Genomic DNA, 12845 nt, shown 5'->3' on the forward strand with positions numbered 1-12845 from the left:
CCATGACCGGCGAACGGACCCCGCGGCCACCCGGCCGGCCCGGGCGTCCCGCGCGGAGCCCGGCGGACGCGCGCGACTCCGCGACGGTGGCGGACGACGCGTCCGCACCCCGCCGCCCCCACGCCGACTACACCGGCGGTGTCTACGGATCCATGCTCGCCGCCTCGGTGATCGTCGGTGCCGGCACGCTCGGGTCCTTCCCGCGGCTCGAACTCGTGCTCCTGCTGCTGCTCACCGGCGTCGTGTTCTGGATCGCCCATGTGCACGCCCACCTGTTCGGGGCGCGGCTGGCGCAGCGTCCGCCGGACCGCGCCGTCGTGCGGCGGGTGTGCCGGGAGGAGTGGACGATCGTCAAGGCGGCGGTGCCGCCTGCGGTCGCGGTGGGGGTCGGGCCCGTGCTGGGTCTCGGTGTGCAGGGCGGCCAGTGGTTCGCGCTGTCCGTCGCCGTGGCGGGGCAGGTGGGATGGTCCGTGGCCGCGGCCCGGCAGGCGGGCGCGCCGGGGCGGCTGCTGGTGCTGTCGGCGCTGGTCAATCTCGTCCTGGGACTGGTCATCCTGGCGAGCAAACTGTGGCTGAAACACTGAGCAACACTGAGCGCGCCCCGGGGCGCCGCTCTCACCTGCCCGGGGTGAGCCGCGTCGCCGCCGAGGGCTGGACCATCGGAAGGTGCGGGCGTGGTCCGCCCGGTTCAGGCACCACCCGGGGAGCGGCTCATGCGCTACGAGATCCGCGTCGAGGGGCAGCTGTCGGAACCGCTGATCCGCATGTTCCCGGAGCTCGACCACGTGACGATGTCCGGGCAGACCCTGCTGTTCGGGCAGGTGGTCGACGAGGCGCACCTCTACGGGCTGCTGGCCCGCTGCCAGTCCCTCGGCCTGCGGGTCCTGGAGCTGCGCCAGATGCCCCAGTGAGCCACCCGGCGGGACGCCGGAGGTCAGGGACGCCGGAGGTCAGGGATGCCCCTCGGCGCGCACCCGGCCGGACCCCACCGCCTCGCCCAGCGCCGCGAAGTCGCGTTCGTTGCGGTCGGCGTAGTCCTGCGCGAACGTCGCGAGCGCCCGGTCGAAGCGGTCGCCGCGCCCCAGGTAGGCGGCGATCGCGACCGGGTCGCCGGACCGCGCGTGGGCCCGCGCCAGGCTCGCCCCGCACAGGCGGGCGAACTGGCGCAGCAGACCGGGGTCCATCGTCTCGGGCCGGGCGATGCCCTTCCAGTCCCGCAGCTGCCGTACGTAGAAGTCGCGGGGCCTGCCGTCGAGGCCCGTCGCGTGCGTCCAGCCGAGCAGGATGTCGCTGGTCGTCTGGATCAGCCGCTGCCCCTCCACGACCCGCCGGCCCTGGTGGCCGGTCTCCTCGCCGTCCGTGTACGGGGCGAGCACCGACTCCTGCGCCTCCTTGGCCTGGAGCAGCAGCGGATCGTCGTCGTCCCGGCCGAGCAGCAGCACGATCCAGCAGCGGGTGCCGACACTGCCGACCCCCACCACCTTCCGGGCCATGTCCACGAGGTGGTAACGGCTCAGCAGATGCCGGCGGTCCGACGCCAGCGACCGCGCGTAGCCGTCCAGCACCGCGCGCAGGCCCTTCTCCTCGGCCGACGCGCCGTCCAGCAGATCCCGCAGCGGGGTGATCAGCGGCGGGTCCGCCGCGATGCGCCGCCCCTGCGGCGTGGCACGGGTGAGCTTCGCGTACGCCTGGAGATGCGTGCGGGTACGCGCCTTGCGGGCCGCCTCGGCCGTACGCCGCCGGGCCTCGGAGGTCAGGGCGGAGGCCGCCGCCTCGGGCAGCCGGTCGGCGTCGTCCTGCGCGTACCAGATGTCCAGCGTCCGCATCCCGGCGAACTCCCGCATGCGCAGCCGGTACGCGGCGACGCAGGCCCGCACCGCGTCGCTCTGCTCCGCCACGGTGAAGCCGTTCGCGCGCCCGGCGATGGCGAAGCTGGCCGCGAGCCGCTTGACGTCCCATTCGAAGGGGCCGGCATGGGTCTCGTCGAAGTCGTTGATGTCGAAGACGAGATGCCGCTCGGGGGAGGCCAGCAGCCGGAAGTTCAGCAGATGCGCGTCCCCGCACAGCTGCACGACGAGCCCGGCGTCCGGGAGCGGCGCGAGGTCCGCCGCCATGATCGCGGCGGCGCCCCGGTAGAAACGGAACGGCGACTCCAGCATCCGCCCGTAGCGGACCGGCACCAGCTCGGGCAGCCGGGTCGCGGACTGCCGTTCCAGCACGTCCACGGGGTCCGGCCGTCCAGGGGCCGGAGCGAACCCGGCATGGGACGAGCGGGGCGCACGGCCACGCGCCCGCCTGCCGTACGAGGCCCGCGCGGCCGGGGAGAGGGAGGCGTCGAACACGTCCGGTACCGCCATCGCCGTCCTCCCGTCGCGCATGACCACGACTCCACGCCGTCCATCCCACCCCGTGCGACCCGCCCGCCGGATCACCCGCGCCGGGTGAGGCGGCCGGGACGCCGTACGGGCCACGCTGAGACCGGCACGACGCGCCGGCGTGGCGCGGGCGGGCGCAGAGGGCCCGCGAGCGAGGAGGAGATGACCGGCATGACGTATCTCGCGTACGACTACCCGCTGCTCAGCGCACTGCTGACGATGGTGGTGTTCTTCCTGTGGATCATGTGGTTCATCCTGCTCTTCCGGGTGATCGTCGACATCGTCCGCGACGACTCCCTCAGCGGCTGGGCCAAGACGGGCTGGCTGGTCTTCACGATCGTCCTGCCCTTCCTGGGCGTCTTCGTCTACGTGATCGCCCGCGGCAGGAACATGGGCAGCCGGGAGATGGCCCAGGCGCGCGCCCAGCAGGAGGCGCTCGACAGCTACATCCGGGAGACGGCGAAGGGGACGGGGGAGCGGACCAGCAGCGTGGACGAACTGGCCCGGCTCTCCGAGATCAAGGCGCGCGGGGACATCTCGGACGACGAGTTCCGCAGGGCCAAGGAGCTGGTCCTGAGCGGCCACGGGCCCCACTCGTGACCGGGACGCCCCGCCCGCCCGCGCGGGGGACACCGTCCGCCACGCCGCGGACACGACACGGAACCGAGGCACAGTCATGACAGCCACACATCCGACACACGGGGCGCACGCGCCGTCGGCGAAGCGCGAGTGGGCGGGCGGCCTGACCGTCTTCGCCGCCGTCACCCTGATGCTCGTGGGGGTGCTGGACATCTTCCGCGGGATCATGGGCATCGCCGAGGACGACGTCTTCGTGACGACACAGGACTACGTCTTCAAGTTCGACCTGACGGCCTGGGGCTGGACCCACCTCGTGCTCGGCGCGATCGCGGTGCTCGTCGGCCTCGGCCTCGGCCGGGGAGCCCTGTGGGCCCGCGTCTCCGGCGTGGTGATCGCGGGGTTCATCGTCATCGCGAACTTCCTGTCCCTGCCGTACTACCCGGTCTGGTCCGTGGTGATGATCGCCTTCTCCGGCTTCGTCATCTGGGCGCTGTGCGTGGGCGGCCGCTCCCGCACCTGACGCCGGACGCGTCCCGTCCGGCGCGATGGGTACCCGGTGCGGCGTGCGGTGTCCCGGGCGGGCGTGGGCCCTGCGGCTCACGCCCGCCGGTGCGTACACGGGGTCCGTCCCCACTGGGAAGGCGGTGGACATGTGCCGTTGGCTCGCCTATTCGGGCACGCCGATCCTGCTCGAGAACCTGCTCTACCGGCCGGTCCACTCCCTGATCGACCAGAGCCTGCACGCCCGGATGGGCGTGGAGACCACCAACGGCGACGGCTTCGGCATCGGCTGGTACATGCCGGACAAGGACAGCCCCGCCGTGTTCAGGGACATCGGGCCGGCCTGGAGCGACCGTAATCTGCGGGAGATCGCCGGGCACGTCGTCTCCCCGCTGTTCTTCGCCCACATCCGCGCCTCCACCGGTACGGCGGTGCAGCAGACCAACTGCCACCCCTTCCGGCACGGCCGCTGGATGTGGATGCACAACGGGGCCATCGAGGGCTTCCCCCTGCTGCGGCGCGACCTCGCCCTGGCCGTCCGCCCGGACCTGTTCCCGTACATCGAGGGGTCCACGGACTCCGAGATGATGTTCTACCTGGCGCTCACCTTCGGACTGGAGGACGACCCGCGCGGCGCCGTCGCCCGCATGGCCGGCCTCGTCGAGCGCACCGGCCGCCGGCACGGCGTCGACCATCCCGTACAGATGACGGTCGCGGTCACCGACGGGGTACGGCTGTGGGCGTTCCGCTACTCCACCCGGCGTCAGTCGCGCTCCCTCTTCTACAGCACCCGCGGCGAGACGCTGAAGTCCCTCCACCCGGACGTGGCGTTCCTGCGCGACATCGCGGACGACGCCCGCCTCATCGTCTCCGAACCCCTCGGCGACCTGCCCGGCGCCTGGAACGAGGTCCCGGAGAGCTCGTACGGGGTGGTGCAGGCGGAGGGCGACGAGATGCACACGTTCGCGCCGGAGTGAGCCGGCCGCGCACCCCGCCGACGGTTCGGCGGGCGCCGAAGCGTCAAGGGCCTAGCGTGGCCCGCATGACCGACGACCACGCCGTGCGCGCGGAGACCTTCGCCGCGCTCCACCACCAGGACACGCCCCTGCTGCTGCCCAACGCCTGGGACCACGCCTCCGCGGCCCTCCTCCACACCCACGGCTTCCCCGCCGTCGGCACGACCAGCCTGGGCGTCGCCGCGGCGGCCGGGCTGCCCGACGGGGCCCGGGCCACCCGCGAGGAGACCCTGCGCCTCGCCGGCGCCCTCGGGTCGCTGCCGTGTCTCCTCTCCGTCGACGCGGAGGACGGCTTCAGCGACGATCCCGGCGAAGTGGGCGCCTTCGCGGCGGAGTTGCGGGCGCGCGGCGCGGTCGGGATCAACCTCGAGGACGGGCTCGGGCCGGTCGACCGGCACGTGGCGAAGATCCGGGCCGTGCGCGCCGCCGCGCCCGGTCTCTTCGTCAACGCCCGGACGGACACGTACTGGCTCGGTGACGGTGAGGGCGCCCTGGAGCGGGTGCGGGCGTACCGGGATGCCGGTGCGGACGGCGTGTTCGTGCCGGGTCTCACCGACCCGGACGGGATCGCCGTCCTGGTGCGCGCCCTGGAGGGGTGCCCCCTCAACGTCCTGTACGCGCCCGGCGGGCCGTCCCTCGCCCGGCTCGCCGGCCTCGGCGTGCGGCGCGTCAGTCTCGGCTCGCTGCTGTACCGGCGGGCGCTCGGCGCGGCGCTGGACGCGGTGGTCGCGGTGCGGGAGGGGCGGACGGCGGCGGAGGGCACGGTGCCGTCGTACCGGGAGGTGCAGGAGTTCGTGGGCTGACGCCCGTGGGGGTCAGTCCGCCGCTCTGCGGGGCCAGTTCCGCAAGGTGAGGTGCAGCGCGTCGATCATCCGGTCCCAGGACGCCTCCAGGTCGCGCGGGGCGCCGAACGCGCCGGCGGACTCCAGGGCGCAGTAGCCGTGGAAGGAGCTGCGCAACAGCCGTACCGCGTCGGTGAGATCGGGCTCCTCCAGGCCGTACGCACGGAGCAGACCGTAGGTGACCTCGGCGGTGCGGCGCAGCGCGGGGGAGTCCGTCACCGTGGCCTCGTCCAGGGGGATCTGGGTGGCGGCGTACCGTCCGGGGTGGGCGAGAGCGTAGCCCCGGTACGCGCCGGCGAAGGCGGCCAGCGCCTCCTTGCCGGTGCGGCCCTCGACCGCCGCCGCGATCCGGTCGATCATCTCGCCGCCCGCCAGCAGCGCCATCCGGGTGCGCAGGTCCCGCAGCCCGCGCACATGCGCGTACAGGCTCGCGTCCTTGACGTCGAAACGCCGGGCCAGCGCGGACAGGGTGACGTTCTCGTAGCCGGCCTCGTCGGCGAGGTCGGCGGCGGCCGCGACGAGGCGGTCGGCGGTGAGTCCGGCGCGGGGGATGCGGGCCTCCGGCGGTCGGGCGGGCGGGGTTCGGGACACGTGAATGTAGCCGACGTGGGCGGCACGCGGCTCGCCCGCGGTTCCCGACGGCCCTTCGGGGCGCCCCCAGGGGCGCGGGGAACTGCGCGACCAGCCCCCGACGGCCCGCACCTGTCGTGACGACGGCACCCACCGGCCACCCCACCGCCGCCCTCGATTCACGCACCCCCCGGATCCTCCCCCCATGGGCCACAACCACGACCACGCGCACGGCGCGACCGCCCCCGCCTCCCTGCCCGCCGCCTTCGACACCTCCGTGCCCGACGAGGCACTGACCCCCGAACAGGCGTCCCGCCGCGCCCTCCTGCGCCGCACAGGCCTGCTGGGCGCGGGCCTGGCCGCCGGCACCGTGCTCACCGGAAGCACCGCCGCGGCGGACGACCGCGGAGGAGACAGCAGAACCCCGCGCGGCGGGTACCTCTGGCTGGCCGGCGACCACCACATCCACACCCACTACAGCAGCGACGGCAAGTACCGCGTCGTCGACCAGGTGCGCCAGGGCGCCCGGCACGGCATGGACTGGCTGGTCATCACCGACCACGGCAGCGCCACGCACGCCAGGATCGGCGTGGAGAAGGTCAACCCCGACATCAAGCAGGCACGCGCCGCCCACCGGGACACCCTCGTCTTCCAGGGCCTGGAGTGGAACATCCCGGCCGCCGAGCACGGCACCGTGTTCGTCCACCCCGGACGCAACGAGGTCGCCGTCCTCAAGCAGTTCGAGAACGACTACGACGGCGGCGTGAAGGGCGCGGGCGACTCCACCCCCGCCAACGAGGCCCTCGCGGTCGCCGGTCTCCGGTTCCTCGCCGAGCAGGTCAGGCGCCGCAAGGTCGAGGACGCGCTGATGCTCGCCAACCACCCCTCCCGCAAGGGTATCGACTCCCCGCACGAGATCCGTGCCTGGCGCGACGCCACCGGCCGGGACCGGCAGATCGCCGTCGGCTTCGAGGGCGCCCCGGGCCACCAGGCCGCCGGACTGCCCGGCCCGCTCGGCCCGGGCGGCGCCCGCGGCATCTACGACGGCAGCCCCGGCCCGAACTCCTTCCCCGGCTACCCGCTGGAGAGCTACCGCACCTGGGGCGGCTTCGACTGGATGACCGCCACCGTCGGCGGCCTGTGGGACAGCCTCCTCGCCGAGGGCCGCCCCTGGTGGATCACCGCCAACTCCGACTCCCACCAGGTGTACGCCGACACCACCGCCCGCGGCGCCGGCGACTTCGCCGCCGACGGCCGCTACGGCGACCCCGTCTACGCCGGGAAGATCGACACCCGGCAGGGCGACTTCTGGCCCGGCCAGTACAGCCGTACCCACGTCGGCGCCGACCGCTTCTCCTACGCCGCCGTCATGGACGGCATCCGCGCCGGCCGCATCTGGGTCGACCACGGGCAGCTGATCTCCGGCCTCGACGTCCGCGTCTCCGGCGGCGGCCGCTGGGCCACCCTCGGCGGCGCCCTGCACGTCCGCAAGGGCGCCAGGGTCACGCTGACCGCCGACGTGACCCTGGCCGGCGGCCCCAACTGGGCCGGTTTCACGCCCGAACTGGCCCGCGTCGACGTCATCCGGGGCGACGTCACCGGCCCGGTCGCCGACAAGGACACGTTCACCGCGCCCACGGCGGCCGTCGTCCGGTCGTACGACGTCAGGAAGTCCACGGGCAGCGTGCGGCTCACCTTCGACCTGGGGCGGGTCGACCGGCCGGTGTACCTGCGGCTGCGCGGCACCGACGGCAACCGGTCCGCCGTCGGCGTCATGGGCGCCGAGGTCGACCCGGCCGGTCCCGCCCTGGACGTCGTCGGCGACGCCGACCCCTGGCGCGACCTGTGGTTCTACTCCAACCCCGTGTGGGTGCTGCCGTCGTGACGGCGTACGCGCTCACCGTGGACGCGGGCGCACGGGACCTGCGGGCGGCGGACCATCTGCTCCACGCGCTGGCGGACCGGCTCGCCCTGCCCGGGGACACCGTCGGCTGCACCCACCTGGTGCGGGACGGGCGCCCGCGAGTCGTGGTGTCGCTGTCCCTGCCCTCGGCGCCGCTCCTGGACACCGTGCGGGAGCGGCTCGCGGCGGGGGAGTACGGCGCCGTCTCGGCGGGACTGCCGGACCCGTCGGGGCGCGCGGTGCTCTACCCGGGGGCGTCCCGGCTCACGGGCACCCTGACGGTCGCGGAGGTGCTGGAACGCTCCGCGATCGACCGGGTGACGGTGCTGGGCTCACCCCTGCCGCCGGAGCCGGACACCCGCATGGTGACCCGCGACCATGTACGGCCCCAGTGGCAGGGCGGCGCCCTGGTCCTCGCCGCCACCCCGGCCCTGGGGGACACGCTGGTGCCCTTCGAGGCGCCGGACCCGACACCCTGCTGCGCCGACCACTGAACCCGCTGAAGCAGGCCGGGGCGTGGGGGCCGGGCAGGCCCCCGTGCCCCGGTCAGCCGCCCAGCACACTCCGCACGAACGCGTTGCCGAACACGCCCTCCGGGTCCAGCTCGCGGACCAGGGCGCGGAAGTCGTGCAGGCGCGGGTAGCGGGACCGCAGTTCGGCCGGCGGGGTGGCGAACACCTTGCCCCAGTGCGGGCGCGGCGCGAACGGCGCGAGCGCCTCCTCCACCCGCCGCACCACCGGCAGCACCGTCGCCGTGTCCTCGATCCAGGTGAAGTGCAGGGCCACCGTGTCCCTGCCGTACGCCGGGCTCATCCACTGGTCGTCGGCGGCCACCGTGCGCACCTCGCAGGTCTGCAGCACCGGCGCGACCGTCTCCCGGACGGCGTCCAGGGCACGCAGCGCGTCCACCGCGGTCTCCCGGGGCAGCAGGTACTCCGACTGGAGCTCCGCCCCGCTGCTCGGGGTGAACTCCGCCCGGAAGTGAGGCAGCCGCTCGTGCCAGGGGCCCGGCGCCCCGAACTGCTCGGTGCAGTTCACCCCCGGCATCCCCGGCACCGGGTGCATCTTCTGCGTCGCGGGCGCCGCCCACGGGAAGCCGGTGCGCGGCCGGTCGGTGCGGTGCTTCACCCACACCTGCCGGAAGCCGGGCTCCCGCCAGTCGGTGAACAGGCTCACGCTGTACGCCGCCGACATCACCGCGTCGAACGTGCCCGCGTCCAGCACGTCGAGCGGCAGCTCGGTGAACACCCGCTGCTCCACCTCGTACGCCGGCTCCAGGTCCAGGGTGAGCGCGGTGACCACGCCGAGCGCGCCCAGCGCGGTGACCGCGCCGCCGAACCGCTCGTCGCCGCGCTCCAGGGTGAGCGTCGAGCCGTCCGCCGTGACCAGCTCCACCGCGCGCACCGACGAGCTGAGCGGCCCGTTGCCGACCCCGGAGCCGTGCGTGCCGGTGGCGACCGACCCGGCGACCGAGATGTGCGGGAGCGACGCCATGTTCGCCAGCGCAAGACCGTGCCGGTGCACCTCGCGGGCCAGCTCCGCGTACCGGACCCCGCCGCCGACCCGCACCGTGCGCGACTCCGCGTCCACCTCGATCACCGGGGGCAGCGCGGCCAGGGACAGCAGGACGCCGTCCTCGCCGGCGTCGGCGATGTCGTTGAAGGAGTGGCCGCTGCCCAGCACCCGCACCCGCGCGGAGTCCGCCACCAGCGCGCGCAGCGCGTCCGTCGTGCGCGGCCGGTGCAGCTCCTTGGCGGCGTACGTGATGTTGCCGGCCCAGTTGGTCACGCTCTCGGTCATCCCTCGTCCTTCCCGCCTGCGGACCCGCGGAAGGGCCCCGACGGAACCTACCTCGGGAGTGACCCACGCCATGTGGGGGGACCCGGCGCCCAGGATGCCCGGCCGGGGGCATACCGTGAGGAGTCGTACGTCGGCACCGGGAGGAGAACACGCGATGGGCAGCCGTACCGCGCTGGTCGAGGATCTGATGGAGCGGTTCCCGCACGTTCCGCGCGAGGCCGTCTTCAAGGAGGACCTGCTGCGCGGCGGTGTGGCCTTCGACCCCTCCGCGCTCAGCGACAACGAGGGCGGCGAGGTCAAACCGAAGTCGTACTTCATCTTCTCCTTCGACCACGGCACCCTGCCGGAGCTGGGCGAGGCCGCGCTGCGCCGCCCGCCGGAGGAGATCATCCTCACCGGAGGACCGTACGACCTGCGCCGCACGGTCGTGTCCGTCCGGGTGAACCCGTCGTCCCCGTACCGGGTCGCCGCCGACGAGCACGGCATGCTCGGCCTCTACCTGGACGGCAAGCGGATCTCCGACGTCGGCGTGCCGCCGATGCCGGAGTACTACCGGCACAAGCTGTCCAACGGGAAGTCGGTGATGGAGGTCGCCCCCACCATCCAGTGGGGTTACCTGATCTATCTGACGGTCTTCCGGGTCTGCCAGTACTTCGGCGCCAAGGAGGAGTGCCAGTACTGCGACATCAACCACAACTGGCGCCAGCACAAGGCCGCCGGCCGGCCCTACACCGGGGTGAAGGACGTCGAGGAGGTCCTCGAGGCCCTGGAGATCATCGACCGGTACGACACGGCGAAGGCGTCCACCGCCTACACCCTCACCGGCGGCGCCATCACCAAGACCGTCTCCGGCCGTGACGAGGCCGACTTCTACGGTCACTACGCCAAGGCCATCGAGGAGCGCTTCCCCGGCCGCTGGATCGGCAAGGTCGTCGCCCAGGCGCTGCCCAAGGACGACGTGCAGCGCTTCAAGGACTACGGCGTGCAGATCTACCACCCCAACTACGAGGTGTGGGACGAGTACCTGTTCAAGATGTACTGCCCCGGCAAGGAGCGGTACGTCGGCCGCGACGAGTGGCACCGCCGCATCCTCGACTCCGCGGAGATCTTCGGCGCGCGCAACGTCATCCCCAACTTCGTGGCCGGCGTGGAGATGGCCGAGCCGTTCGGGTTCAAGACCGTCGACGAGGCGATCGCGTCCACCACGGAGGGCCTGCGCTTCTTCATGTCGAAGGGGATCACGCCCCGCTTCACCACCTGGTGCCCGGAGCCGACCACCCCGCTCGGCAAGGCCAACCCGCAGGGCGCGCCGCTGGAGTACCACATCCGGCTGCTCCAGGCGTACCGGCAGACGATGGAGGACTTCGGTCTCGCCTCGCCCCCCGGCTACGGCCCGCCCGGACCCGGCCGCGCGGTGTTCTCCGTGAGCTCCTTCATGGACAGCCTGCCCGCCACGGAGCCCGTGGAGGAGCCCGTCTAGGAGCCCGTCGAGGCGTTCGGGAAAGGCCGGAACCGAGACGTTCCGGCCTTCTCCGCGTATGGTCCCTGCGAGGGGTCGCGGCACCGCCACACAAAGTGAAGACAGCGCTTGTCAGTTGTGTCGGAGACGTGCAAAGCTCTCGTCCACTGCCGCGAGGTTCCCTTCAACTCCACCCGCCGGTATGGCGAGTTGACCTCGCTTGTGGATGCAGGAGTCTCATGCCCGACCTGCCGAGCCCTCAGGACGCCACCGAGGCGGCCCTGTTCACCGAATGCTGGGACGCGGTGCTCTCCTACGCCGACCTGTGCACGGCGGGCTCGAGCGCCGCCGCGGAACTGGCCCGCGAGGCCTTCGCCGAGGGCATACGGGAACTGCGCGCGGCCGAGTCGGGAAGCGTGCGCGGGACCGGCCGCCGCTCCTCCCGGCTGCCCCGCATCCCGCTGCTGCTGACCGCCGTGCGCAACACGGCCGCCGCGTGGGAGAAGGAGGGGCAGGGCCACAAGCTCGAGCCCGAACTGCGGCTGTGGCTGCACTCGGACGAGGCCGCCCGCTACACCGGCCCGCCGCTCGAACGGCCCATCGCGCTGCGGGGGCTGCGCGACCTCCAGCAGGCGGACGCCGAACTGCTGTGGCTGGCCGAGGCGGAGGCGCTCCCGCTGCCCCTCGTGGCCCGCCGGCTGGGCCTCGACCCCGCCACCACGGCCGACGAACTCGCCCAGGTCGGCCGCCTGTTCCGGGACCGCTGCCACCGCAACCACCTCGACTCGCCGATGGACGCCGAGTGCCGCAGCTACGCCCGGCTGCTCGACGCCGTCACCCGCTCGCCCGCCGCGGACACCCCCGAGGACCTGTCCCGGCACCTCGCCACCTGCCGCCAGTGCGCGGAGGCCGCCGCCTGTCTGCGCCTGCACGGCGGCACCCTGCCCGGCGCGCTGGCCGGCGGCGTCATCGGCTGGGGCGGCCTCGCCTACCTGGAGCGCCGCCGACGCGCCGCCGAGGTCCGGCTGGGCGCGGGGCGCCCGGACGGGCCCGACGCGGACCACGACGACCCGGCGGACGGACGGGACCGCAAGGCGCGGGTCGTCCGGCACGGGCCCATGGCCGCGGCCGTCGTCGTCTCCCTGCTCGCGCTCGCGGTGTCGCTGATGCCGTTCGGGGACGGCGGGGACCCGGGTACGCCCGCCGCCGACAACGACCGCGGCGGCCCCGTGGCCGCGCCCGCGCCCTCCCTGCCGCCGGTGGGCACGGCGCCGTCCGGTTCCGCGGGCGCGGATCCGTCGGAACCCCCGACCCCCAGCTCCCCGCCGAGCAGCGCCGCCGCCCCGCCCTCCCGTACGGCGGACCCGACGCCCGAGCCCGACCCGGAACCGCAGGGCACGTCCTCGGGCGCCGCCGCCACGCCGGGGGACGACTCGCCTGCCGCGTGCGTGGTCGACTACGACGTGCTCAACCAGTGGCCGGACGGCTACCAGGCCGCCGTCACCGTGACGACCCGCCACGCCCTGGACGGCTGGCGCGTCGCCTTCACCGTCCCCGAGGGCCACCGCGTCACCCACATGTGGGATGCGTCGGTGCACCAGACGGACACACGGGTGACCGCTGCCGCGGCCGACTACAACGCCAAGGTCTCGGCAGGCAGCCGCCTGGCCTTCGGCTACCTCACGGCCCGACAGGGCTCGGACACCCAGGCATCCGACTTCACGCTCAACGGCCGGGCCTGCGCGGTGGCGTGAGGGGGGCGGGCGCTCTGAGCACCCCGGCAGCACCGACGCCCGCGCG

At 73.8% G+C, this 12845-nt stretch carries 13 protein-coding genes; 10 read left to right on the forward strand and 3 right to left on the reverse strand.

What is annotated here, in order from left to right; all coding sequences use genetic code 11:
- Positions 1 to 2: 2 nt before the first annotated feature.
- Entirely contained in the window at positions 3 to 584 is a 582-nt protein-coding gene (locus ACP7TJ_RS26635) for a hypothetical protein (protein WP_380870708.1), read from the forward strand.
- Positions 585 to 713: 129 nt separating this feature from the next.
- The gene (locus ACP7TJ_RS26640; RefSeq protein ID WP_093766163.1) at positions 714 to 911 is read left to right on the forward strand and encodes a hypothetical protein; all 198 of its coding nucleotides are present in this window, start codon (positions 714 to 716) and stop codon (positions 909 to 911) included.
- A 39-nt stretch (positions 912 to 950) separates the two neighbouring features.
- On the opposite strand, the gene ACP7TJ_RS26645 is transcribed toward ACP7TJ_RS26640, so the two are convergent.
- A complete protein-coding gene (locus ACP7TJ_RS26645; protein ID WP_401406381.1) occupies positions 951 to 2357 on the reverse strand; it encodes a DUF2252 domain-containing protein in 1407 nt (468 codons plus the stop codon).
- A gap of 180 nt (positions 2358 to 2537) precedes the next feature.
- On the opposite strand from ACP7TJ_RS26645, the gene ACP7TJ_RS26650 reads away from it, so the two are divergent.
- The 4 genes from ACP7TJ_RS26650 to ACP7TJ_RS26665 all read left to right on the forward strand — a co-directional run bounded on the left by ACP7TJ_RS26650 (position 2538) and on the right by ACP7TJ_RS26665 (position 5274).
- Positions 2538 to 2975: an SHOCT domain-containing protein gene (locus ACP7TJ_RS26650; protein ID WP_167742299.1), complete on the forward strand. Its 438-nt coding sequence runs from the start codon at positions 2538 to 2540 to the stop codon at positions 2973 to 2975.
- Between the two features lie 76 nt (positions 2976 to 3051).
- A complete protein-coding gene (locus ACP7TJ_RS26655) occupies positions 3052 to 3474 on the forward strand; it encodes a DUF7144 family membrane protein (RefSeq protein ID WP_093766160.1) in 423 nt (140 codons plus the stop codon).
- 130 nt (positions 3475 to 3604) lie between these two features.
- A complete protein-coding gene (locus tag ACP7TJ_RS26660; protein ID WP_093766159.1) occupies positions 3605 to 4432 on the forward strand; it encodes a class II glutamine amidotransferase in 828 nt (275 codons plus the stop codon).
- Between the two features lie 65 nt (positions 4433 to 4497).
- On the forward strand, positions 4498 to 5274 hold the full coding sequence (locus ACP7TJ_RS26665; RefSeq protein WP_427765897.1) for an isocitrate lyase/PEP mutase family protein: 777 nt from the start codon (positions 4498 to 4500) through the stop codon (positions 5272 to 5274).
- A 12-nt stretch (positions 5275 to 5286) separates the two neighbouring features.
- On the opposite strand, the gene ACP7TJ_RS26670 is transcribed toward ACP7TJ_RS26665, so the two are convergent.
- Complete coding sequence (locus ACP7TJ_RS26670; protein ID WP_367472026.1) at positions 5287 to 5865, reverse strand: TetR/AcrR family transcriptional regulator; 579 nt, start codon at positions 5863 to 5865, stop codon at positions 5287 to 5289.
- Positions 5866 to 6088: 223 nt separating this feature from the next.
- On the opposite strand from ACP7TJ_RS26670, the gene ACP7TJ_RS26675 reads away from it, so the two are divergent.
- Both ACP7TJ_RS26675 and ACP7TJ_RS26680 read left to right on the forward strand, forming a co-directional pair.
- A complete protein-coding gene (locus tag ACP7TJ_RS26675) occupies positions 6089 to 7768 on the forward strand; it encodes a PHP domain-containing protein (RefSeq protein ID WP_193458024.1) in 1680 nt (559 codons plus the stop codon).
- Positions 7750 to 8280 (forward strand): hypothetical protein, encoded by a 531-nt coding sequence (locus ACP7TJ_RS26680; protein ID WP_367486664.1) that lies wholly within the window; start codon positions 7750 to 7752, stop codon positions 8278 to 8280. The genes ACP7TJ_RS26675 and ACP7TJ_RS26680 overlap by 19 nt, the downstream gene beginning before the upstream one ends.
- 52 nt (positions 8281 to 8332) lie before the next feature.
- On the opposite strand, the gene ACP7TJ_RS26685 is transcribed toward ACP7TJ_RS26680, so the two are convergent.
- Complete coding sequence (locus ACP7TJ_RS26685; protein ID WP_427765902.1) at positions 8333 to 9586, reverse strand: FAD-binding protein; 1254 nt, start codon at positions 9584 to 9586, stop codon at positions 8333 to 8335.
- Between the two features lie 154 nt (positions 9587 to 9740).
- Here ACP7TJ_RS26685 and ACP7TJ_RS26690 point away from each other — a divergent pair, with 154 nt between their 5' ends.
- Positions 9741 to 11066, forward strand: a complete 1326-nt coding sequence (locus ACP7TJ_RS26690; protein WP_189909011.1) for a radical SAM protein — start codon at positions 9741 to 9743, stop codon at positions 11064 to 11066.
- A gap of 218 nt (positions 11067 to 11284) precedes the next feature.
- The gene (locus tag ACP7TJ_RS26695; RefSeq protein ID WP_427765904.1) at positions 11285 to 12799 is read left to right on the forward strand and encodes a cellulose binding domain-containing protein; all 1515 of its coding nucleotides are present in this window, start codon (positions 11285 to 11287) and stop codon (positions 12797 to 12799) included.
- The last annotated feature ends 46 nt before the right edge of the window (positions 12800 to 12845 follow it).

Origin of the sequence: Streptomyces sp. DSM 41931, assembly GCF_050271085.1 — a bacterium.
In the GTDB taxonomy this organism is placed as follows: domain Bacteria; phylum Actinomycetota; class Actinomycetes; order Streptomycetales; family Streptomycetaceae; genus Streptomyces; species Streptomyces albogriseolus.